This is a genomic window from Microbulbifer sp. A4B17, assembly GCF_003076275.1.
Taxonomy (GTDB): domain Bacteria; phylum Pseudomonadota; class Gammaproteobacteria; order Pseudomonadales; family Cellvibrionaceae; genus Microbulbifer.
Genome location: NZ_CP029064.1, coordinates 2,581,307 through 2,603,272 on the forward strand (window position 1 = coordinate 2,581,307; position 21,966 = coordinate 2,603,272).

Consider the following 21,966-nt stretch of genomic DNA (forward strand, 5'->3'; position numbering starts at 1 on the left):
TTCAAAGATCCCAACTATACTCTCTAACCCGAGTGGTGAGCTGGTTCACACTATTGACAAAAACTTAGGCCGGGTGTTGACTTGACACTTGAGGCTTATTTCACATTGTTCAATTTTTGATAGCTCCAAGTCCTACTGATCTCAACACTGAAATTAAAATAACTTCAGATGGAAGCTAAACATTGACAATCAGGTCTCACTAATATTGCAAATTTGTAGGCTATATTGTCACATTCGAGCGATGAGCTGCCTCACATTATCGATAAACAGTTTTACCAAGTGTTGACTTTGAAGCTGCAAGCAATATGCTCGCTGTTCAAATTTTGATAGTCAAAGAGCCTAGCCGCTAAGCAATGATCATCTCAATTTAGCTCAGGGAATGGCGAGAAGTAACTTTCGGGTTGGTAATTGATACCTGTCCGATGTAGTGGTAAATAATAAGGACATTTCAAGATGCAGAATTTGTATCAGGCACCGGACAGCCCTCTTACAGACTCCATTCCACACTACAGACCCAGTATCGGCTGGAAGATACTCTTTTTAGTCCTCGCACCACTGGAGGTTTACTCACAGTACCTGGGTTTTACTGCTGAAGAGTGGGATCTTCCCATCTGGTGGATGCTTTTTAGCCTGTTGGTATATTTCGTATTTTTTGTCGCTCTTTTCGGCTTGGCCTTTTCGAAAAGAATCGCCTTTTCAAATGCATGGCGCTTCTATTTGCCCATTTTGATTTCTACTGACATATTTGAATTTTTCGACATCATAGGAGAGTTCAATATGTCGGTGCTACGAAACCAGATCATCATTATGATTTGGCTTTCGGTGATATTTTTTACTTGGTATGTCGTCTATAAATATCAAAAAGTAATGCGATATTTTTGATAAATACTTTATTGGAAGGTATTTCCCAAATTACCTGAGCCGGTTTGTGTGGTCAGTGCGATTTCACCACTGCCGACCTGGGATGTTGTTTGAATATTGGAGACGCCATTTTGCGTCACAAGAACACTACTGCTAGTACCGCTATGTTGATTAATCTGGGATGAATTCGAATTACCAAACTGATTAAGTACTAGGGAGCTTGAGAACAAAGATCCATCCTGTCCTTGATCTATTTCTGCCATATTCGCTGAGCCGTCTTGGTTGACCTGGGTAATACAGGAAACAACCTCTATCGCAACAATATTTTCGTTGCCTTGATCAAGATTTACGTTATTAGATGCTCCTGACTGGGTAACCTCGCCCACGCTAGAAGTGATATTTTCCTGGTCCATCAGCGTAAAGTTACTGTCTCCAATTTGAATAATAACGCCTGTTGCTGCAGACATATCGGTTTCCTGTTCTATTCGTCCAGTATTCGTATTGCCGATTTGAGTAACTGATGAGTATTTATGGAGCCGCCATAGGAAAAAATGGCTGAATAACTAAGAAGAAAGCTTGGGATTGTTGTTTGTTCACCGGGCCAACTTGCTGTATAACCATACAGCCCCAGAGTGACCTCTGCCTCATTGTTTGCATATCACGTCATAAGGAACTGGTGTGCGGTATCGACGATAGATAGATCGAAAAACTAGCGCTTGTGCCATGACCCAACCGATAGAATTGCCAACTGGCTACTACCTGGACAACTTCAAAGCGTTGATTGAATTTGTTAGCCAACATTATTCCTGGCTTATCACCACATCTGAGCAAAATTTTTTTAAAACCTTCCAAGAGTTGGATATTTATAGCCAGCGGCTCTATGTGCGTTTGCTATCCCGTAAAGGAGTACCTTCCTCTAGAGGATCGCTTTTCCGCCTGGGGAAGCTTAACTACGGTGAGATAGAGAGCATTGAAAGTGCTGCAGCTGTTTTGGATCGCTCCGGGCTACTTTGCTATAATCCAGTGTTAACGGTACAGGAATATCTACCACTATTTACCAAAGCTGAATTATTTGCGGTAGCCCCCTCAGGTTTACCCAAGTCTTTAAGCCGGCCTTCCCTCGAACAACTATTGCTCGAAGAACCCAGTTCGAGTGACTGGTTTGAGAAGTTGCTGTCTCAGCACAGGGTGCTAGCTGTCCACGGTGCCGAACATTTCCAGACTTTCAAACTGTGCTACTTTGGCAACTTGAACCAGGACCTTACCGACTATGTATTACGGGATCTTGGGCTTTATAGATATGAATCCTATCCGCTGGATAAGCAAAATCTCCCCTTTCAAAGCCGGGCACAAATTGACCAGTATCTGCTCTACTATCAATGCCTGGAGCTGTTAGAAGAGCCATTACTGGAAGATGCAGAAGCCATAATAGCCTTATCTGCTCAACTGCCAGAAGGTATTGATGGTGACTCAACCCTGGCTCGTCGGCTGGACAGGATACGTCTTAAGTTGGCACGGCAGCTTGAGCGGCTCAATGCCCTTGAGCAGGCCGATGCACTATATCAACTTTGTAAAACCCCTCCCGCCCGTGAGCGCCGCGCACGAATTGCCGTAAAGCAAGGGTACGACACTCTAGCATTGGAAATATGCGAGGAAATAATAGCTTCCCCTATGGACCAAGCAGAAAGAGAGTTTGCTCTTAGCTTTGGTTACCGCACAGCCAAACGAAGTGGAGGCCTCAACAACTGGCAGGCACCTCATAAAATCCAAGCCCCCACTGAAGTGATAAGTTTGGCGCAGGGGGAAAGCTGTGTTGAGCTACTGGTGGCAGAGCACCTTGAAGGTTCTAGCGGTGGTGAGTGTTTTTATGTAGAGAACACCCTATTCACCGGTGTGTTGGGCCTCTATATTTGGGACATACTGTTTGCACCTGTGCCTGGTGCTTTTTTCAATCCCTTCCAGGTGGCCCCAGCCGATTTTCGCACCGCGGATTTTTACTATTCCCGTCAAGCGCTATTCAGCCAGCGATTGGCCGAAATAGAGCATGAGTCCTTGAAGTCCCGTGTCCTCTCTACCTTTGCAGAGAAACAAGGTATTGCCAACCCTTTAGTTGCTTGGGAGGCTTTGTCTACAGAACTACTTGAGAAGGCGCTGGATAGAATCCCCCCAAGTCATTGGCGTTCAATTTTTAATCGCATGCTCAGTGATATCACACAGAATAGAAATGGGCTGCCAGACCTCATTTGCTTTACTCCCTTCGGTCACTATGAACTCGTGGAAGTTAAAGGTCCTGGGGATCGCTTACAAAAAAACCAAGAACGCTGGCTGGCGTTTTTTGCTGAAGAGGCGATCCCTCATCGGGTAATTCATGTGGAGTGGCACTAGCTTTGAATAGCTTAGAGTCGGCTGAGACTTTGAATCTTTCTGTGGGAGAGCTAGTCGCTTTTTCCTGCCGCAGCGGAGATTTGATTCGGGAGCCAACTTCAGGGCCCTCTGCCCAAGAAGGGATTCGGGCTCATCAGAAGCTACAAAATCAGCGGCCCAAAGGCGCTGAGGCAGAATACAAGCTCAAGATCCAAATAGATTGGATGAAACAGCAGGTTACTTTGGGCGGCCGGGTTGACATTTTTCACCCGAAAAGTGATTTGCATAAACCGGCTCAGCTGGATGAAATTAAGACCACTTATTTACCTCCATCGAAGTTGCCGGAAGCCGCCAAGAAATTGCATTGGGCCCAGCTAAAAATTTACGGCTATTGCCACTTGGTAAATGAAGGCGCTACAGGTGGTACAGATACAGTTGCCCTGCAAGTTGTCTGGTATAACCTCAAGGAGCGCAAGGCCTATCCAGAATGCATAGAGTACCGCTTTAGTGAGTTAGAGGCCTTCACTCTTGAGGCTCTCACAAAATATTTGTGTTGGCGCAGGGCTTGGCAGGAACATCGGCAACGGCTTATTGATACGGCGAAACAGCTCGCTTTCCCTTTCCCACAATACCGCCCCGGCCAGCGCCAACTGGCAGTGGAAGCCTACCGGTGTTTCCGGGACGGTGGTGGGCTGGTGGCTGAAGCTCCCACGGGAACCGGTAAGACAATCAGCACCCTATTCCCAGCCATAAAGGCAATTGGCGAGGAAAAGCTGGATCAGCTGATTTACCTGACAGCAAAGAATTCCGGTCGGCAAATGGTGCGGGAAACCATTGAGGCACTTCAGGCGAGTGGTTTGAAGTTATCTTTACTTGAAATTCAAGCAAAGGAAAAAACCTGTACCTGTAACCTGGGGCTTTGTACTCGTGATGATGACGGCATCTGTCCGAGAACAAGAGGGTTTTATGATCGACTTCCAGTTGCAATGGATGCCCTGCTCGGCCGACCCCAGTTAACTCCCAAAGAGATTGCTGATGTGGCGGATCAGCAGCAAATCTGCCCCTTTGAACTCTCCCTTCAGGTATTGCCTTGGGTAGACTTGGTGGTATGTGATTTCAATTATGTATTTGACCCTTTGGTACGCCTGACCACTTTTCAGGACCAGCGCAATCGCCGCGCACTGTTAATCGATGAAGCTCACAATTTGATCGACCGCGCCCAGGAAATGTACAGTGCAAAGTTATCCCGCCGTGATAGTCACCGCGCAGCTAATGCTTGCAAAGGGCACTCTCCTACATTGCGGAGAAGTATCCAGTCTCTGGTTCGGGCAATTGAAAATTGGATCAAGCGATTGCGAGAAGTTGGTGTAGCTCAACGCCGCAGTACTTTTGAAGGGGGTGAAGTTTGGGTCACTGCAGCAACAGGTGAAGCAGAGAATCCAGAATCGGTTTCCCGAGCAGTGCAAAAAGTGCTCTCCACGGTCAGCCAACTTATAGAAAGCTCTCAGTCGCCCCCGGAAGAAATAGCGGAGTGGTTAAGGTCTGTCTATCGTTACGCTGTTATTGAGCAGGAGCTTTCCGATCAGCATAAAGTCGTCACTCGGGTGATTGACCGGGATGCTCCCTGGCAGGAGCAGGAAATTAAGCTACTTTGTTTAAATGCTGCACAGTTTTTACAGCGATCCTATCAGCAAAACCAAGCCGCTATACTCTTCTCTGCGACTTTGCGCCCAGCTAGCTATATATATAGTCAACTGGGCGTAGAGCATGAGTCGCCCTACTTAAGACTGCCCTCGCCTTTTCAGCCGCAGCAACAGGGCGTTTTCCTGTGTCCATATATAGATACGCGCTACCAAGCCCGCGACCGCTCAATAGAGAACCTCGTCGACATTATTTCCCGTACCTTTTACAGACGAGCAGGAAATTACCTGGTATTTTTTCCCTCTTATCGTTACCTGGAGCAAGTTGCTGAGAGTTTTAAGGCGAGATTCCCGGAAGTGTGCTTGTTACAACAGCTGCCGGGACAGGGAGAGACAGAGCGCGCTGAGTTTTTGTCTGGATTCAACGAAGGTAACAAGAGCCTTGGGTTTGCCATTATGGGGGGCATCTTTGGTGAAGGCATTGACTATGTTGGGGAGAAGCTGGTTGGCACTATTATCGTCGGTACTGGGCTCCCGCAAGTTAATGTTGAGCGGGAGCTACAGCGCGATGCTGCGGAAACCACTGGCATCCATGGATTTGACATCGCCTACCGCTATCCAGGGATGACTCGCGTACTGCAAACCGCCGGTCGGGTTATACGTTCCGAATCTGATAAAGGTGTGATCATTCTGGTAGATAGCCGCTTTTCAGAACCTTTTTATTGGCAGCTTTTCCCCGAGCACTGGCAACCGGTGATTTGTCGCAACACCGATCAATTAACGGGCAAGTTGGAGCAGTTCTGGAGCTTGAGCTAATCCAGGTTTTTAGGATTTGCTCTCCCTCAGCCCAAATTTTCCCAGCACCCAAGCGATAAGCGTGCCGCTCAATATCCCTGCCGTATTGGCCGCGAAATCTAACCACTCACCCGTTCGATTCACGTAAGGTTGAAGTAACTCTATGCCACCGCTCCACAGCACAAAAAATAATCCTATTAGCCACCAGTAACTAGGCCTGCGCAGAGCGACGGGGAACATCAGTGCACTATAGGCAATTAAGTGATTGGTTTTGTCGGTGCCGGGTATATTGGGTACTTCGGGAAGCGGAAACAGGGATAGGCTCGTAATAATGCACAAAAATACCACTGTTAGCAGAATCCAGTAGTTGTAGACGAGCCTTAAGGGAAGTTGAATTATCATTTAAACCACGCAAGAGTACGTCAAAATGCCTGTATACTTCTTTTAATATTACTTCGAGCTTGAGCATCAAAGTGACTGTGAAAGTAATCGGTGTGATAAAGCCTTTTCTGAGACAAAAATTCCCTTAATAGTTCCCTGCGTTTCTTTTTGTAAATCATAATCGGTACCAGCCGATACTCTTTACGGACTTGTTTTTCATAAGCTTCGAAAACGCTTGTGCTGGCTCCCAGGATCGTTAAGTCAATGTCGATAATTAGCTTTTCATCAATACTAACTGGCGTGTAACTGTGGCAGGTTGCCATAATCAATTGGTACACCCTATTCACCCCTGCGGGACAATACCCGGAATCGACCAGGAACTTTTTTGCCCATAGAGCACTGTTTTCTTCATTCTTAGAGGAAAATGGCTTGTAAATCGCATCGTGAAACCAGATAGCGAGCTCGACCTCATGGGGGTGCTCAGCAAGCTCTGCAACTTTATCAAAGTGCTTCAGCATCGCATCAATGTGATGCCCTGTATGATAATGCCTGTGATTCTCTGCATACGAAGAAACTAACTTTTCGAAGCACTGAAGGGATTCAGAAAGATTGAGTGCCCCCATTAGGTTGAGCCATCTATTTTGGTTCATTGGCTAATCCTCGGAGCGTCATCTTTCCGAAAACCCGTAGCTTGTAAAATGTTTTTCCCTGCCAATACCAGATAAAGCCATGCCTTTCCCCATCGATTTCCCAATAATACGATATGAATATGCCAGCCTTTTTCCCGTCGAGCACTATAACCACTGTAAAGGAGAGTATGGGCTTCGGGATCACCGACTATTGATTCGGCAATGCTTCTTGCATGCTCAATGGCAAGTGAAACCGTCTCACTAACCTCCTCCTTACTTGGTCCTCCCTGGGATTTGGGAAAAACCAAGAGGTGGTAATTCGGTATTAGGTCTCTACGAACCCTGATCAACCGGCAATTGTTCCCAGAGGCTAAAGTAATATTCCCGTTGTCGTTCGATGAATTGCCAAATACCCGCTGCTTCATGAATCCTCAGATACTTATTTATTTTTTGTACCAGCGTACAAATTGAGAGTTGGCAAAGATGCTATTTGCGCCTATTCCGCATAGTAAGTATCGGGAGGCCACTCTGACAAGCCGCTGGCCACTTCATTGGGGAGACAAGCGAGCTTTGGCAGGCAAACTTTAAAGGCAGTTAGCCAACGTTGCGGTTAACTCCTGAGTTTTGAGGAAAGCTCGTTTAATCGAATCCCGATGCCTTTCATCAGCAAATTCCTGGTACTCCGCATTGATTTCATGAAACTCCTCAACCCCCAAATAGTGGCTTAAGGTTCGGATATGTGGCCCCAGGTGATTCATTTGCTCACGGATTCCTCCTTGTCCAAAGCCAAACTCCCCGGCAGAGGTGATTAGCACCAGCTTTTTGCCAGACATAATAGGCTCTAAGGGGAAGTCACCACGGTCTAAATCAAAGGTGAACGTCTTGTTGATACGAACAACTTGATCGAACCAGGCCTTGAGTGCGGCAGGCATGCCGTAGTTATACATCGAAGTGGACATAACAATGATATCCGCCTGGGAAAGCTCATCAATCAATGCATCAGAAAGCGCGACCAAGGACTGCTGCTCCTTGGTACGATCCGCATCAGGCGTAAAAACCGAGGCAATCCAATCTTGACTGATAAAGCCAGGTGGGTTTAAGCCGACATCTCTATGGATAACTTTATCTTGGGGTCTTTTTCCTAGCCAGCTGCTTACAAAACTCGCGGCAACTGCTTTGGAGATTGAGGTATGCTTGGGGATATTCGCACTTTCATGTGGTGCTGCTAAGCCGCTCCACTTCTGGGCACTAGCGTCAATATGTAATAGTGTTTTCATAGTCTGGAACCTTTACTGAACCGCCTGAAGGTTCATCTATGGTGATGCTGGGGAGTATCCTTGACAAACAAGTTATTTCTTCTTATAGATGAGGAAAACTCATCTACAAGAGATTCTGATCGGTGTACCCAAACCTGCCCTCCCTCAACGCCCTCAAAGTATTCGATGCCGCCGCCAGACTGGGCAGTTTCAAGAGAGCTGCGGAAGAACTCTTTATAACGCCGACAGCCGTATCACATCAGATAAAGGGTTTGGAGGAATCCCTGGGTACAACATTATTCGAGCGCAAAACCCGTGCCGTGCAGTTGACCAGTGAAGGGCAGATGCTCGCTCAAACTACCTCTCAAATTTTTCAGCAGCTCACTGAAACGGTGAGTGAAATAACGTGTTCAAAGAAAACACTGACCGTTAGTACGACTTCAAGCTTTGCTGCTATGTGGCTTGTGCCCCATCTGGAGAATTTTTATCAGAAATTTCCAGATATCATTGTTTCAGTAGTGACCGGGGAAGAAGTGAGTGATATCGAGCGAGATAGACGCATCGACATCGCTATTCGGTACGGGAAATATGATGAAAGTACAAAAAATGCTCTCCACTTGGCCACCGAAACAATCGGTGTCTACGCTGCACCAAGCTACCTGACTCAGATTAGGGATATTTCTGAAGCTCAACTTCTGGAAACAAAATGGGTCAACTCATCACTTCCACCGCTGAACTGGCAAACTCTCCTCAAAAGAAAACTTGATGGCATTCGCGTGCGGCAGTTTGACCAGGAGCATCATGTAATCCAGGCCGCCTTGGCTGGCCAGGGTATTGCGCTAGTAAGTTCGCTTCTTGTTCAAAATCCTTTGCGCAATCAATGGCTGGTCCCCTACAGAGGAGACTCCAAGTTTTCAGGGATTGAGGGATTTACCTATTCCGCATTAATACCTAGCCGCCATTCAAGAAATGGAAATGTGTTGGCTTTCGTAACCTGGCTGAAGGAAGCACTTCGCGATTCTCCCTATAGTTAGGTACATCCGACTGGCACTGAACTCGCCTTCGGACTTGCCGAGAGTAGGTATGTACCTAATCTAAGTCCACACCAAGAGCACAACATATTGTGTTCACCTATTAATCAATGCGCCATATATAGTGATCTGGATCAATTGGTGTTCCTGTCTCTTCGATATGCTCTCCCCACAAATTGTGAGGAAGTCCGATGACCAGTACCGCTATACCCGACAGCGAAGCCGCACCAGCTTCAGAACAGATTTCGCAGGTAAGTTCAGATCAACTGTTGGTGCGTAAGCGAGATGGCAGGACACTGGCTTTTGATGCTCGCAGGATCACTTTGGCTCTTCTCAGTGCTGGCCAGGCAACGGAATCTTTTGATCAACAGGAAGCGGAACAACTTACCGAATCTGTCCTAAAAGTGATCAAGCACCGCTTTGATAGTGGTGAGCCCATTGATATTGAAGAGGTTCAGAATATTGCTGAACAGGTATTGATCAATAACGATTACATTGATACTGCCCGCGCCTATATCGCTTATCGGGGGCGGCATGCGCAAATGCGCACTGATCGGCAAACACTGGTGGATGTCGGTGCTTCTATTGAAGAGTATTTAGAGCAAGCGGATTGGCGAGTTGCAGCCAATGCGAACCAGGGGTATTCCCTTGGGGGATTGATCCTGAACAGCGCAGGTAAGATGATTGCCAACTATTGGTTAAATCATGTTTATTCCCCTGAGATCGGCGCAGCACATCGGGATGGCGATTTACACATCCACGACCTGGATATGTTGGCTGGATATTGTGCAGGTTGGTCGCTGCGCACCCTATTACATGAAGGGTTGAATGGTGTTCCGGGAAAAGTCGAATCGGCACCGCCGGCCCACTTGACCAGCGCGGTCGGACAGATTGTTAACTTTCTTGGAACACTTCAAAACGAATGGGCGGGCGCACAGGCATTTAGCTCTTTCGATACCTATCTTGCGCCTTTTGTGCGCAAGGACCAGCTGGACTACGCGACCGTACGCCAGTGCATTCAGGAGCTGATCTTTAACCTGAATGTGCCATCCCGCTGGGGTACCCAGACCCCCTTCACTAATCTCACTTTCGATTGGGTTTGCCCCCAGGATTTGCGCGAGCAGGTGCCTGTGATTGCCGGTCAGGAAATGTCCTTCACCTATGGCGACCTGCAAGAAGAAATGGATCTAATCAACCGCGCCTATATCGAAGTCATGAGCGAGGGGGATGCACGCGGTAGGGTATTCACCTTCCCTATTCCCACATACAACATCAGTGAGGATTTCCCTTGGGAGAGCGAAAATGCTGAGCGGCTGTTTGCCATGACTGCTCGCTACGGTCTGCCCTATTTTCAAAACTTTATAAATTCAGACCTGAGCCCAAACATGGTCCGTTCCATGTGCTGTCGCTTACAGCTTGATCTACGCGAACTGTTAAAGCGCGGCAACGGCCTCTTTGGCTCCGCCGAACAGACAGGTTCACTCGGCGTAGTAACTATCAACTGTGCCCGCCTTGGATATCTCTATAAAGGAAACTGGCAGCTTCTGCTCTCCCAGCTGGACAAACTGCTGATACTTGCCCGTGATTCCCTTGAAGTGAAACGGAAAGTCATCCAACGGCATATGGATGCAGGTCTGTTTCCTTACACTCGCCGCTACCTGGGGACACTGCGCAACCACTTCTCCACGATCGGGGTGAACGGCATCAATGAAATGCTGAGAAACTTTAGTGGCGACAACGAAAGTGTGGTTACGGAAGATGGGAAAGAACTGGCCGAGCAATTACTCGACCATATCCGTATGCGCATGACTGAATTCCAGGAACAAACCGGGCATCTCTACAATCTGGAGGCAACTCCGGCAGAGGGCACTACTTATCGGTTTGCCCGCGAAGATCGCAAACGTTACCCGGATATTATGCAGGCAGGTAGTAGTGAAGCGCCCTACTATACCAATTCATCCCAGCTACCAGTGGGCTTTACCGATGATCCCTTCGAGGCCCTGGCCCGACAGGAATCCCTCCAATCCCGTTACACCGGTGGCACTGTGCTTCATCTTTATTTGGGCGAACAGTTGCCTGATGCCGATAGTTGCCGCCGCTTATTGCGGCGTGCGCTGGAAAACTACCGCCTGCCCTATATCACCGTGACCCCAAGCTTTTCTATTTGCCCGGTCCATGGATATCTGAGCGGTGAACACGAATTCTGCCCTCGCTGTGATGAAGCTCTCCTGGCCCGAGAGCAATCCTGTTGTAGCGACTAAACCAAACTTTCAAGGAGAAAGACCATGAGCCAACAAGACACTTTATTGAGAGAAGAAGATCGCACCCGCTGCGAGGTATGGAGCAGGGTTATGGGCTACCACCGCCCAGTTTCATTTTGGAATCCGGGAAAACAATCCGAGCACCGGGAGCGCCAATTCTTTGTGGCGGACAACAGCAGGAATGCACTAAAAACTTATGAGTAATAAGTTACGTGTCGGTGGATTCACGTCGTTTACGGCAATCGACTTCCCCGGCGAGTTGGCAGCGGTGGTTTTTTGCCAGGGATGCCCCTGGCGCTGCCGCTACTGCCATAACGGTGATCTACTACCTGCGCGAGCACCCAGTGCCTATGACTGGGATCAGATCCTCACATTTTTAGACTGTCGCCGGGGCTTGCTGGATGCCGTTGTGTTTTCCGGTGGAGAACCTACTGCCCAAAGTGCTCTGGAATCTGCTATCGCTCAGGTCCGGAAACTGGGATTCAAAGTGGGATTACATACAGCGGGAATTTATCCTCGCAGACTGAGCCGCCTGATTCCCAGTTTGGACTGGGTTGGCTTGGATATCAAAGCCATGCCGGAAAACTATCCATCTATTACGGGAGTGGCTGACAGCGGTGCCGCTCCCTGGCAGTGCGCTGAGCTTCTCGCTCGATCCATGATGCCACTGCAAATACGCCTTACCAGACATCCAAGCCTCACAACGGATACTGAGTTAAATCAGATCCGGAATAAACTCCACAACTTAGGAATTGAACACTTGGAGGTGCAGCGGTGTAATAGCGAGCAAGCTATTGATCAGACACTAAAGTTGTTACCCTGCTAAGATTGAGTATCTCCTGGAGAGATGCTCGATATTTAATCTTCTAATTTTACGTGAGCTTCTCAAGTGGAGACTTCACCTAAAATAGGTGAAATACCGCTGATTACTGTAGTCACAGCGGCTTTTATGAGCCACGGAGGTCATGAGAACTACTCAGCCTGATGCCTCCGAAATAGCGGCGAAACGCTCAATCGCCCGGTAATTATTCATCTTTTGAATAAAATAAAAATAACCCTACAACCCACTTAGCACAACCGTGCCTCCGCGCACCTATCCGAGCAGTATTAGGCAAAGGATTTTGCCTTAAAAATCAGAACTTAGTACAAGGAACGTTACTATGAATACTGATGTAAAGGAGATTATCGGCCTCTGGGACAAAGGCTACTCTCTTGACAAACATACTGAGAAAAGCACTTTTACAGGTAAAGACCAATTTGGAAGGCCTACTTTTGATACTACCAGGACTTATGTTGGGGAACTATTGTATCAACTAAAATATAAACAGGATTTTAAAAAAGTACACCCAATCGCACAATTGATGCATGAACAGATCGTTAAAAAATTCACTGACATTGATTTTATCATAGGAATGCCACCCTCTAAGAAGAGGGACAGGCAGCCAGTGACAGCAATTGCAGAGAGAGTTAGCGCACTTTCAAACAAACCATTGAGCAAAAACCTGTTACTTAAACCTCTAGCTACCCCACAAGTAAAGAATATTACTGTTAGGGAAGAAAGACTCAAGACATTAATGCACGCTTTCGCTTTACATAATGACGTAATTCAAAAATATCTAACGGCACATAGCTATAATGTTTTGATAATTGATGATTTATACGATACGGGAACGTCATTGGAAGCTGTAACGACAATTTTGAAGGAGTGTAGTAAAATAGACAAAGTCTATGTTGCTACTGTGACGAGAAAAAAATAGCATGACTAAGGTTTTCATATCGGGATCAATAACAATTAAGAAAATTGACCTCGCCGCACAGGAAAGAATCAATAGAATTGTAGAGTCTGGGTTTCTTATAATCCTTGGCGATGCAAGTGGCGCTGATAGAGCAGTTCAAAACTATATCGAACATGTCAATTACAGAAATGTAGTTGTTTATTGCAGCGGCAAAAAGGCAAGAAATAATTGTGGAAGCTGGGACATACACTGTATCAGCACCAGCCATAGGGCCGGTAGTCGCGAATTTTATCAAGCTAAAGACAGAGAAATGGCAAACGATTGTGACTATGGATTTATGATTTGGGATGGTTCAAGTACCGGGACCTTGTCCAACGTTATTGAACTAACCAAGCGAGGAAAATACTCTTTAGTCTACGCCAACAATACCAACGAATTTATTAAAATTAAATGTGTTGAAGATGTCGAAAAACTGAAATCATTAATGTCCCAATCGGGTATAGATAAAGCTAACAAAAAGATAAAATTTGAAGATAGTTTAACTCAGCTGAGGAACTCGCAATCTTCCTTATTTGGATAACAATATGATAGGCAACCTGAACTAATCCATCTAATCCAAATTTGACGAAGGTATCAAATTCAACTCAAAATGGACCACCCAAGGTTAACTTAATTGAGCCAACGCTTTGGCAATAGGCGTATTACCCTCGATAAACTCAAAAACAGTGCCGACAGTGTTAGGCTCCACTAGGCATGCAGCTATCACCTCCGCAACATCCGTGCGGCTGATCTCTATTTGGGGCCCTTCAAATGAATCCCCTATGCTGATCAGCCCGGTTCCTAAAGTGTCGGTAAGTGAGCCGGACCTTAATATGGTGTATTCAAGGCCACTCTTTTGTACATACTCATCCGCGATCTGTTTGGCTTTAAGGTAGGGTTGTAGCTTTTCAGGCCCTTGCTCTGGGCGCCCAGCAAAAATGGAACTTAATAGAATAAAACGCGTTATACCCGCCTTCTTCGTTGCATCACAAAGGTAAATAGCCCCATCCCGGTCTACAGACTCCAACGCTTTGCCCTTTGAACCCGCTACAAAAATGACCACATCCTGCCGCTTTACTACATCAGCCAGGGAATCTTTCTTCGTTAGGTCTGCGAGAATGGGGTGCGCACCTACCTTACGCAAATTTTCCTGTTGTGATTCCTTGCGGACCATAGCGGCCACCTCATAGCCCCTCTCGATAAGTTTGCCAACAAGGATTTGACCAATTGCCCCGTTAGCTCCGGCGATAAATACTTTCATTGCCCCGCCCTTTGGATATCCAGTTCGTTTACAGGGTAAAGCCTCACATATTCAATTGAAATACCGAATCAGCTTTTGATTCACAAACTCCTTAATCCCCAGCTCACCCAGTTCTCGACCATAGCCGGATTTCTTCACGCCTCCCATGGGCATACTCGCGTAGCTTGAAGCAGCATGGTTCACGAAGGCAGTACCACATTCCAACTGTTCTGCGACACGGCGCCCCCTTTCATGGTCCTGAGTATAGACAGAACCACCCAGCCCAAAGGGGCTATCATTAGCCAGCTTAACTGCTGCCTCCTCATCGGGAACCACCCAAACACAAGCGATGGGGCCGAACAACTCCTCTACGGCTGCCGGGGAACCAGCGGGTATTTCAGTTAATATACCCGGCTCAATAAATGCGCCATTGCGCTTACCTCCCACTAGCAATTGAGCGCCAGCCTTAACGGACTTGCTGACTTGATCCTCCAGTTGCTCAGCGGCCTTTTCAGTACATAACGGACCGTAATCTGTGCTTTCTACAAGAGGATCACCGGGTTTCAACGCTTGGAACAACTTGGTAGCTCGGTCCAGGAACTCTTCAGCAATGGGCTCAGTTAGAATAATTCTCTTCGCAGCCAAACATATCTGCCCGCAATTGCCCAGCTTTCCCTCCGCAAATCGCTGTATCGTTAAATCCATATCCGCATCTTCGAGCACGATAAATGGATCAACACCACCCAGCTCCATAACAGTTTTCTTTACATTGCGGCCAGCTTGCTCTGCGACCATTGCGCCGGCGGCATTGCTGCCAGTAAAGGAGATTCCTTTGACCCTATCGTCATCAATAATGGAGGCTGCTCCACCGGATGTTATCGGTAGATTGGTATAGACTCCTTCCGGTACCCCTGCGTCAAACAACAGCTGTGCGAAGGCTTCGGCACACTGGGGAACATTAGAGGCATGTTTAGTAAGTACAACATTGCCGGCGATCAAGTTGGCGGCGGTAAAGCGAGCCGGTTGGTAGAAGGGAAAGTTCCATGGTTGGATGCCGTAGACCACTCCTAAGGGCTGGAATACCAAAGTGCTCTCCCCTTCGCGGGTGGAAAGGTGTTGCGGAGCTAGGATTTTTTCACCCTCTTCAGCGTAGTAGTCAAAAATTTCAGCACAAAGTGCCAATTCACCTTGACCATCACTGAGCTTCTTACCCATCTCTAACGCCATTAGGCGGGCAAGTTCTTCGGATCGCTCCTCAAATAGATTACTTGCACGCTTTAGTATCACTGCTCGATCACTAAAACTTCGGTTTCTCCAGCTTACAAAGGCTTTGTCTGCGCGACCGATCGCCTTTTCGAGATCCTCTTGTGACATTTCTTGATAAGTCTTCAGGGTTTTACCGTTCAAGGGGTTGACGGAAATCAGTGGACGTTTTGACTTTGTCATAAATAGACTTCCAACGGTTGCTTTGGGAACCGCTAAAGAACTATTTGGAATAGTACCAGTGCGGCATCTACGAGTGTTTGCAAAAGTGTAGTTGCTGAGGTTTGGCATACCACTGCTTGATAGATCAGCTAAAGTCACATCATTCTTTCTTATAGACAGCTGATAGGCAGTAATCTTTGGTGAATAGCACTTAAAGCTAATGGAACACCATTAAGAGATTTAGGTACTTTACGAATACCACCGTGGCATAAAGATCAACAGCGGAGCTTTTAGAACATACCGACTGCATAGAATCGAATCTGCTCAAACAAGCTGCATGATATTCATCGTTAAGTCACTAGCCCTTTTGAAACAAGCTTTAATTCACAAACTATAATCGCAGGGCTTAGTAGCTCTTACTTCCTTTTCAGTGCTTGATTGCAGGTCTATGAACGTTTTCTGCTTATTAACGCCTTTGTAACAGGACCGTAAGAGCGACAGCAGCCGCTTCAAGGATCACAGTGTGGCCAAATAACCGGTTAATCTGCTATGGATAACAACGCCCTGTATAAAAAGAAACAGCTAACACCTGAAGAAGCAGTTAATTTAATCCCAGACGATAGCGTTATTTCTATCGGCATGCGCACTGCTAGCCCACCAGCCCTACTTTCAGCACTAGAGAAGCATATTCGAAATGGATTTATTACACATTTAAAAGTCTATTATATGCGTTGTGGGAAGGTCGCGACGGAAACTATTTTTCAAGAAGATCTAATGGACCGAGTAAGGCCTTACTCCTCAATGCTAACTAAAGACGAAGTTAAATTAGCAAATGCTGGATTTTCAAAAGGGGAAAAATATATTAACTATGTCCCTATATCTTTTAGTCGATATCCTCAAATAATCAGAGAGCAACTTAAAATAGATGCTTTCCTGGTAACTGTGGCGCCGATGGATAAGCATGGTTATTTCAATTTTGGTACTAATGGTGATTATGCTATTGAGTTGTCGCGCCATGCAAATCGATTAATTGTGGAGGTGAATGAAAATATGCCACGTACAGCGGGGGCCACCTTGTTGCACATTAGTGAAGTGGATGCCATTGTTGAAAACAATATGGAATTAGCGGAGGAATCTCCAAAAGAGATTACCGATTTAGATAGAAAAATTGGTGACTACATTGTTCCGTTAATACCTGATGGCGCAACTATCCAAATGGGTATTGGCGCTATTCCGAATGCAGTTTGTGAACAACTAACTAAAAAGAAAGATCTGGGCATTCATACCGAGGTAATAACACCAGGTATGATTAAGCTTATTAAGTCTGGAGCAGTAACTAATGCCCGAAAGACAATTAACCCTCATGTGAGCGTATTCACTTTTGCAGCTGGAGACAAAGAACTATTTGACTTTATAGATGGCAATCCATCAATGTTCTGCCTACCCGTGTCATATGTGAATGAACCCCAAATAATAGCCCAGATCGATAATATGATTTCAGTTAACTCATTTATTGAGATTGATTTCAGTGGGCAGGTCAATGCGGAATTCATTGGACATCAATTCTCCGGTGTTGGCGGACAACTGGATTTCGTGAGGGGAGTTTACTACTCAAAAAATGGGAAGACTATTCTGGCCAGTAGCTCAACGGCACAGCGTGGTAAAACCTCCAGGATAGTTCCACGTTTGAAATCTATAACCACAGACTCTCGGTTAGATATCGATTACGTGGTAACCGAGTATGGATCTTGCAGACTTATGGGAAAATCAACCACAGAGCGGACCCTTGCCTTGATTGAAATCGCACACCCTAAATTCCGTAAGAGCTTATTGGAGCAGGCCAAAGAGCAAAACTTTATTTGAGCGATAAAATGATCAATTTAAAGCTTTTCCCCGTATTGTTATTCACCCCTGGAAACCAACCGGAACGCTTTGCTAAGGCGTCTGAAGTTGGGGCAAATGGAATAATCGTTGATCTTGAAGATAGCGTACCAGTGGAGGACAAAGGTAGAGCCAGGGATATCGCGATCGATTTTTATTCAAGGCCAAGGTCGAATGGTGTTATAAGTGCAATTCGGATAAATAATTTGTCAACGATCAATGGAATAAAAGATTTGGCCGAAATTATTGATAAAAGGCCATTTATAGATATGGTGCTTTATCCGAAAACAGAATCTCAACATGATATCAATCTTATCAGTGAGCTCTTGAGCGAAGCCTATAAGGATATTTCGATTATTGCTTTAATTGAAAGCGCTCAAGGAACATCCAACTTACATGATATCGTTAACTGTAGTTCCGAAAAGTTGCAAGGCTTGATGTTTGGGGCCGCTGATTATGCAGCCGATCTGAATTGTGAATGCACCCCACAAGCACTCATATGGGCACGTATGAAAATGGTCGAGGCAGCTGCACTCAAACAGATAGCTTGCTATGACTCCCCCTATTTTGACTTTAAAGATGAAAGTGGACTAGTCAATGAGCTTAATGAGGTTCGATCGCTCGGATTTAGCGGAAAAGCTGCTATTCACCCTAAACAGGTCAAAACTATCAAGATATCTTTTAGACCCACACTAGACCAGTATAAGGAAGCAAAGGAAATCGTTCGTATCTACAATGAATCCTCAGGTAAAGCCTGCCAATATGAAGGCCGAATGATAGATATCCCGATCTACTCTAAGGCTCAGCAAATAATCTCAAAATTTAATAGTCTTAGCTAAAGGCTACTCCAGCGAAAGTCTACCAGTGCTCCGGGTATATCCAAGCGAACTTACAATCACTCAATCAAGGAGGCAATCTTAAATGGAATTTAACCCCTATAAACAGATTGACAACAATCGATATCGCGAAGATTTTGGCTTTTACTTCGAGGACTTTGTAGAAGGTATCATTATCGAGCACCGCCCAGGTAGGACACTGACGCGAACAGACAATACCTGGATGACCCTGTTAACTATGAATACGGCGCAACTCCATTTTGATGCCCATTACGCAGAGAGCACTGAATGGAACCTTCCATTAGTAGATAGTACTCTGACATTGGCTATTGTCACTGGTATGACTGTAAATACTATTAGCAAGAAAGTTGTTGCCAATCTTGAGTGGGACAAAGTTAAACTGCTCAAACCTGTTTTTGAAGGTGACACGGTTTATGCAGAAAGTGAGGTCATTTCTAAGCGTGAATCCAAGTCTAGGCCAACACAGGGTATTGTTAGCGTAGAAACCCGTGGTATTAATCAGCGAGGAGATACTTTTATGAGCTTTCAGCGAACAGTTCTAGTTTATAAGAAAGGCCGCGCTCCTAATTATGAGATCAAAAAGTAACCTAACAGGAAGGCTATCTCATTGGTATATATGCACTTCTTTAAGCCGATGCCCGATTAGACTCACTTCAATGAAAATGAAAATATTGAAGTTATAAAAGTAAGATTATAAAAAGTTACAATATGAAATAACAGTTGTGCTAGATAGTTTTTACCTCCGAATATTTTTCGATTCTTGCCTCCGTAGCAAGAAGTGGATTTAACTTTGCAATGATGGTTTTTAAGTGGTCTGTATTCCAATGCTGCATTTCAGCTTCAGAAGACTCCCAAACTTCTAGCGTAGTGAAAACATTGCCTTCATCCAGTGAGGGGAAAATTTTATAGGATAAACAGCCAGACTCTTGTTCTGACTTACATGCCAGCTCGATTAACAGTGCTGATGCCTGAGAAGTATATTGTGGGCGGACTGTGACTTTTGCCATAACGATTAAATTAGTCATATGATCTCAGTACATAACGATTAGTATTGTGAAATTAAGGAGCCTCTGAATAACTCTGTAATGCCTCTGCGGGTCTTGAAGGCTGCAGATGTTAGGCGTAGCTCGCCGTGAATGGCCGTAGCCCTTTGCAAGAGCGGCAACGCAGCAGCTGTGGCCTTCAAGGCCCGCCCTTCGGGGCTTACAGAGCGATGCACACTCCGCGTTGCGACTTCTTGAAAGGTCTAGACATTCCTGCGAAGCCGCGCCTTGATTGTGAACCGCTCTGCATGCCAGAGGTATCACGGAGTTATTCAGAGGCTCCTTAAGACGTGCGCTTTACTACCAACAGTACGCCAACAACCATCATGGCAAGACCGATAAGGCGCTTGGTATCCAAGCTGGTTTGCTGCGCACCCAGTAATCCAAAATGGTCGATAACGCTAATGGCGAGCAGTTGCCCAAGAAGAACGAAAGATACCGCATTACCCACACCATACCTTGGCGACACCCAAGTCACACTCAATATATAGAAAGCTACTAGAATCCCACCCAAGTAAAAGTACCAGGCAATATCTTTGCTAAAAACAGCACTGGGTAACCCCTCCGTTTTCAAGAGATAGGCCACGGAGATTACAAGTCCAACGAGAAATAGCAGTGTAGTTGCCAGGGCTGAACTACCAAGCTTAATACCGAGACCACTATTTAGCGTTGCCATTACCGGTATACCAATGCCTGCAATAAGCATTAGAGACGGGTAGATAACTGCATTTTGCACTACGGGACACCTCTACTTAGAATCACGAGCCGACCCCAAAGGGGCCGGCCAGGCCATGAACTAGCTGGCAAGCTGTTTGGCGATGGCAACACCAACACCGTGTGCACTTGCTGGGTTCTGGCCGCTAATCACTCGCCCATCTTCAATAACAAACTCCTGCCAAGGTTGTACTTTGTTGTAGCGGGCAGCGCCCCTCGCCAAAGATTCTTCCAGCAAAAATGGAATGTCATTAATGGTGCCGAAGTCAATCTCCTCCTCACGAGTGAAGCCGGTGACAGACTTGCTAGCCAAAAGCTTTTCGCCATTGCTCAGGGTGATAGGTAGGAAACCAGCGGGGCCGTGGCACACTGCGGCCAATGTACCACCCTCTTCGTAGATCTCGGCACTTAGCTTTGCGAAGTCTTCGTTAGTTGCCAAGTCAGAAAGCAGACCAAATCCGCCGGGGTAGAATACTGCATCATAGTCTGCAGTATTCAGTTGGCTCATAGGGATGGTGTTATTGGTACGGTTTTGGAAATCTGAATCATTGAGCACTTTCTGGTTGATGTCGTCACCCTCGATATCAGTGCCATAGAGTGGTGCTTTACCCCCTTTAATAGAGGCGATGTCATAGTCGAGCCCACTCTCCATAAATACGTGAATCGCGTGAGTCAACTCAGGTGAGTAGGTGCCATTTGCCTGGTCAGTTTCACCAAGGGTGGCGTGGTTGGTCACTGGAATAAGTACTTTCTTCATGTTTCTTTCCTCTGTTGGTCAGCATTCAGTGGGGAGGGATTGTAGATTGTCCCTCTCCTGCTGATAATGCGTAAAATCTGTTAAATACCTTTGCAGAATGGCAACAATTGAGATTGAGAAACATGGAAAATTTTGACGGCATAGTCGAGTTTGTAGCAGTGGCAGAAAGCCAAGGTTTCTCAGCGGCTGCCAAGCAACTTGGCTGCAGTACTAGCCATGTGAGTAGGCAGGTCTCCCGTCTGGAGGAGCGCTTGGGCTCATCCCTTTTGGCCCGCTCAACACGTCAGGTAAGTCTGACCCAGGCCGGGACCGCCTATTACCAGCGGTGTAAAGAGTTAGTGATTGGCCTGCAACAGGCGAATGAGCAGGTTAGTCAGCAACAGTTTCAGCTCAATGGAACACTAAGAGTTAGCGGTGCTGGTATCTTTGCTGAGCAATATGTTGCCCCTGCCCTGATGGAGTTTGGCTTGAAACACCCGGGGTTGAAAATCGACATGGACTTCAATAGCAGGATGGTCAATTTCGTCGAGGATGGGATTGATTTTGCCATACGCTATGGTCGCCTTGAGGATTCCGGCTTAGTTGCTCGTAAACTGGCCGACCGCCAAATGATGGCCGTCGCAAGCCCGAGTTACCTGAAAGAAAATGGTATTCCCAATCACCCCGATCAACTAAAAACGCAGAGTTGCTTGGTGGCTAACAATGATGAATGGGTTTTTGACCTGAATGGAGAGCCTGTAAGCGTAAAGGTTAGTGGGCGCTGGAGAACAAATAATGCCCATGCGATCGTGAAAGCTTGCGAGCAAGGCCTGGGTATAGCTTATATGCCCAAAAGCAGTTTCAGTGGTTCAATTCAACAGGGCTTACTGGAGCCTATCTTGGAATCTTTTTGTGGGCGCGGAGCCAGTAGCTGGATCGTGTATCAGAATCGTCGCTTTTTACCCATGCGAGCGCGAATGGCGATTGACTATTTGGTTGATTACTTTTCTGACTGGGTGGAATAGAAAGCGATTGGATTCGTTAAAAGGAATAGAAGCACTTCCCATTTCTTGCAAG

General features: G+C 46.3%; 20 protein-coding genes and 1 pseudogene. 12 read left to right on the plus strand and 9 right to left on the minus strand.

The window, feature by feature from the left end:
• The first annotated feature begins 462 nt into the window (after nt 1-462).
• A complete protein-coding gene (locus tag BTJ40_RS11500; RefSeq protein WP_238151984.1) occupies nt 463-882 on the plus strand; it encodes a hypothetical protein in 420 nt (139 codons plus the stop codon).
• An 8-nt stretch (nt 883-890) separates the two neighbouring features.
• Here the strand turns inward: BTJ40_RS11500 and BTJ40_RS11505 are convergent, their stop codons facing one another.
• Complete coding sequence (locus tag BTJ40_RS11505; protein ID WP_108733223.1) at nt 891-1,328, minus strand: hypothetical protein; 438 nt, start codon at nt 1,326-1,328, stop codon at nt 891-893.
• A gap of 256 nt (nt 1,329-1,584) precedes the next feature.
• Between BTJ40_RS11505 and BTJ40_RS11510 the strand changes: the two genes are divergently transcribed.
• Together BTJ40_RS11510 and BTJ40_RS11515 are read left to right on the plus strand one after the other, a co-directional pair.
• A complete protein-coding gene (locus tag BTJ40_RS11510; RefSeq protein WP_108733224.1) occupies nt 1,585-3,246 on the plus strand; it encodes a VRR-NUC domain-containing protein in 1,662 nt (553 codons plus the stop codon).
• Nucleotides 3,247-3,248: 2 nt separating this feature from the next.
• Nucleotides 3,249-5,681, plus strand: a complete 2,433-nt coding sequence (locus BTJ40_RS11515; RefSeq protein WP_238151985.1) for an ATP-dependent DNA helicase — start codon at nt 3,249-3,251, stop codon at nt 5,679-5,681.
• Nucleotides 5,682-5,690: 9 nt separating this feature from the next.
• Here the strand turns inward: BTJ40_RS11515 and BTJ40_RS11520 are convergent, their stop codons facing one another.
• From BTJ40_RS11520 to BTJ40_RS11535, 3 genes are all read right to left on the minus strand, one after another.
• Nucleotides 5,691-6,062 (minus strand): hypothetical protein, encoded by a 372-nt coding sequence (locus BTJ40_RS11520; RefSeq protein ID WP_202862799.1) that lies wholly within the window; start codon nt 6,060-6,062, stop codon nt 5,691-5,693.
• A 20-nt stretch (nt 6,063-6,082) separates the two neighbouring features.
• Nucleotides 6,083-6,691, minus strand: coding sequence for a hypothetical protein (locus BTJ40_RS11525; RefSeq protein WP_108733226.1), 609 nt, complete (start codon nt 6,689-6,691; stop codon nt 6,083-6,085).
• A gap of 563 nt (nt 6,692-7,254) precedes the next feature.
• Nucleotides 7,255-7,947, minus strand: a complete 693-nt coding sequence (locus BTJ40_RS11535) for an FMN-dependent NADH-azoreductase (RefSeq protein WP_108733228.1) — start codon at nt 7,945-7,947, stop codon at nt 7,255-7,257.
• A gap of 122 nt (nt 7,948-8,069) precedes the next feature.
• Here BTJ40_RS11535 and BTJ40_RS11540 point away from each other — a divergent pair, with 122 nt between their 5' ends.
• The 5 genes and pseudogenes from BTJ40_RS11540 to BTJ40_RS11565 all read left to right on the plus strand — a co-directional run bounded on the left by BTJ40_RS11540 (nt 8,070) and on the right by BTJ40_RS11565 (nt 13,534).
• The gene (locus tag BTJ40_RS11540) at nt 8,070-8,960 is read left to right on the plus strand and encodes a LysR substrate-binding domain-containing protein (protein ID WP_108733229.1); all 891 of its coding nucleotides are present in this window, start codon (nt 8,070-8,072) and stop codon (nt 8,958-8,960) included.
• 188 nt (nt 8,961-9,148) lie between these two features.
• Nucleotides 9,149-11,422, plus strand: a pseudogene (locus BTJ40_RS11545) (ribonucleoside triphosphate reductase).
• Nucleotides 11,415-12,044 carry an anaerobic ribonucleoside-triphosphate reductase activating protein gene (locus tag BTJ40_RS11555; RefSeq protein WP_108733232.1) on the plus strand — a complete coding sequence of 210 codons (630 nt, stop codon included), beginning with the start codon at nt 11,415-11,417 and terminating at the stop codon, nt 12,042-12,044. The pseudogene BTJ40_RS11545 and the gene BTJ40_RS11555 overlap by 8 nt, the downstream one beginning before the upstream one ends.
• A 334-nt stretch (nt 12,045-12,378) precedes the next feature.
• Nucleotides 12,379-12,975 carry a ComF family protein gene (locus tag BTJ40_RS11560; protein ID WP_108733233.1) on the plus strand — a complete coding sequence of 199 codons (597 nt, stop codon included), beginning with the start codon at nt 12,379-12,381 and terminating at the stop codon, nt 12,973-12,975.
• A gap of 1 nt (nt 12,976) precedes the next feature.
• The gene (locus tag BTJ40_RS11565) at nt 12,977-13,534 is read left to right on the plus strand and encodes a hypothetical protein (RefSeq protein ID WP_108733234.1); all 558 of its coding nucleotides are present in this window, start codon (nt 12,977-12,979) and stop codon (nt 13,532-13,534) included.
• An 84-nt stretch (nt 13,535-13,618) separates the two neighbouring features.
• Here the strand turns inward: BTJ40_RS11565 and BTJ40_RS11570 are convergent, their stop codons facing one another.
• Together BTJ40_RS11570 and BTJ40_RS11575 are read right to left on the minus strand one after the other, a co-directional pair.
• The gene (locus BTJ40_RS11570; RefSeq protein ID WP_108733235.1) at nt 13,619-14,254 is read right to left on the minus strand and encodes an SDR family oxidoreductase; all 636 of its coding nucleotides are present in this window, start codon (nt 14,252-14,254) and stop codon (nt 13,619-13,621) included.
• 51 nt (nt 14,255-14,305) lie between these two features.
• Nucleotides 14,306-15,679 (minus strand): NAD-dependent succinate-semialdehyde dehydrogenase, encoded by a 1,374-nt coding sequence (locus BTJ40_RS11575; protein WP_108733236.1) that lies wholly within the window; start codon nt 15,677-15,679, stop codon nt 14,306-14,308.
• A gap of 528 nt (nt 15,680-16,207) precedes the next feature.
• Between BTJ40_RS11575 and BTJ40_RS11580 the strand changes: the two genes are divergently transcribed.
• From BTJ40_RS11580 to BTJ40_RS11590, 3 genes are all read left to right on the plus strand, one after another.
• Nucleotides 16,208-17,521, plus strand: coding sequence for an acetyl-CoA hydrolase/transferase family protein (locus BTJ40_RS11580; RefSeq protein ID WP_108733237.1), 1,314 nt, complete (start codon nt 16,208-16,210; stop codon nt 17,519-17,521).
• Complete coding sequence (locus BTJ40_RS11585) at nt 17,518-18,378, plus strand: CoA ester lyase (protein ID WP_108733238.1); 861 nt, start codon at nt 17,518-17,520, stop codon at nt 18,376-18,378. The genes BTJ40_RS11580 and BTJ40_RS11585 overlap by 4 nt, the downstream gene beginning before the upstream one ends.
• An 82-nt stretch (nt 18,379-18,460) precedes the next feature.
• Entirely contained in the window at nt 18,461-18,982 is a 522-nt protein-coding gene (locus BTJ40_RS11590) for a MaoC/PaaZ C-terminal domain-containing protein (RefSeq protein ID WP_108733239.1), read from the plus strand.
• Between the two features lie 139 nt (nt 18,983-19,121).
• Here the strand turns inward: BTJ40_RS11590 and BTJ40_RS11595 are convergent, their stop codons facing one another.
• The 3 genes from BTJ40_RS11595 to BTJ40_RS11605 form a co-directional block, all read right to left on the minus strand.
• Nucleotides 19,122-19,421 carry a putative quinol monooxygenase gene (locus BTJ40_RS11595; RefSeq protein WP_108733240.1) on the minus strand — a complete coding sequence of 100 codons (300 nt, stop codon included), beginning with the start codon at nt 19,419-19,421 and terminating at the stop codon, nt 19,122-19,124.
• A 301-nt stretch (nt 19,422-19,722) separates the two neighbouring features.
• The gene (locus BTJ40_RS11600; protein WP_108733241.1) at nt 19,723-20,175 is read right to left on the minus strand and encodes a DMT family transporter; all 453 of its coding nucleotides are present in this window, start codon (nt 20,173-20,175) and stop codon (nt 19,723-19,725) included.
• 60 nt (nt 20,176-20,235) lie between these two features.
• Nucleotides 20,236-20,910, minus strand: a complete 675-nt coding sequence (locus BTJ40_RS11605) for a type 1 glutamine amidotransferase domain-containing protein (protein WP_108733242.1) — start codon at nt 20,908-20,910, stop codon at nt 20,236-20,238.
• Nucleotides 20,911-21,032: 122 nt separating this feature from the next.
• Between BTJ40_RS11605 and BTJ40_RS11610 the strand changes: the two genes are divergently transcribed.
• Nucleotides 21,033-21,914: a LysR family transcriptional regulator gene (locus BTJ40_RS11610; protein ID WP_108733243.1), complete on the plus strand. Its 882-nt coding sequence runs from the start codon at nt 21,033-21,035 to the stop codon at nt 21,912-21,914.
• Nucleotides 21,915-21,966 lie beyond the last annotated feature (52 nt).

Excerpts from the sequence above, each read along its gene's own strand:
- BTJ40_RS11505 (WP_108733223.1), bottom strand. The coding sequence starts at position 1,328 with ATGTCTGCAGCAACAGGCGTTATTATTCAAATTGGAGACAGTAACTTT.
- BTJ40_RS11510 (WP_108733224.1), top strand. The coding sequence starts at position 1,585 with ATGACCCAACCGATAGAATTGCCAACTGGCTACTACCTGGACAACTTC.
- BTJ40_RS11520 (WP_202862799.1), bottom strand. The coding sequence starts at position 6,062 with ATGATAATTCAACTTCCCTTAAGGCTCGTCTACAACTACTGGATTCTG.
- BTJ40_RS11525 (WP_108733226.1), bottom strand. The coding sequence starts at position 6,691 with ATGAACCAAAATAGATGGCTCAACCTAATGGGGGCACTCAATCTTTCT.
- BTJ40_RS11535 (WP_108733228.1), bottom strand. The coding sequence starts at position 7,947 with ATGAAAACACTATTACATATTGACGCTAGTGCCCAGAAGTGGAGCGGC.
- BTJ40_RS11555 (WP_108733232.1), top strand. The coding sequence starts at position 11,415 with ATGAGTAATAAGTTACGTGTCGGTGGATTCACGTCGTTTACGGCAATC.
- BTJ40_RS11560 (WP_108733233.1), top strand. The coding sequence starts at position 12,379 with ATGAATACTGATGTAAAGGAGATTATCGGCCTCTGGGACAAAGGCTAC.
- BTJ40_RS11565 (WP_108733234.1), top strand. The coding sequence starts at position 12,977 with ATGACTAAGGTTTTCATATCGGGATCAATAACAATTAAGAAAATTGAC.
- BTJ40_RS11570 (WP_108733235.1), bottom strand. The coding sequence starts at position 14,254 with ATGAAAGTATTTATCGCCGGAGCTAACGGGGCAATTGGTCAAATCCTT.
- BTJ40_RS11575 (WP_108733236.1), bottom strand. The coding sequence starts at position 15,679 with ATGACAAAGTCAAAACGTCCACTGATTTCCGTCAACCCCTTGAACGGT.
- BTJ40_RS11580 (WP_108733237.1), top strand. The coding sequence starts at position 16,208 with ATGGATAACAACGCCCTGTATAAAAAGAAACAGCTAACACCTGAAGAA.
- BTJ40_RS11590 (WP_108733239.1), top strand. The coding sequence starts at position 18,461 with ATGGAATTTAACCCCTATAAACAGATTGACAACAATCGATATCGCGAA.
- BTJ40_RS11595 (WP_108733240.1), bottom strand. The coding sequence starts at position 19,421 with ATGACTAATTTAATCGTTATGGCAAAAGTCACAGTCCGCCCACAATAT.
- BTJ40_RS11605 (WP_108733242.1), bottom strand. The coding sequence starts at position 20,910 with ATGAAGAAAGTACTTATTCCAGTGACCAACCACGCCACCCTTGGTGAA.
- BTJ40_RS11610 (WP_108733243.1), top strand. The coding sequence starts at position 21,033 with ATGGAAAATTTTGACGGCATAGTCGAGTTTGTAGCAGTGGCAGAAAGC.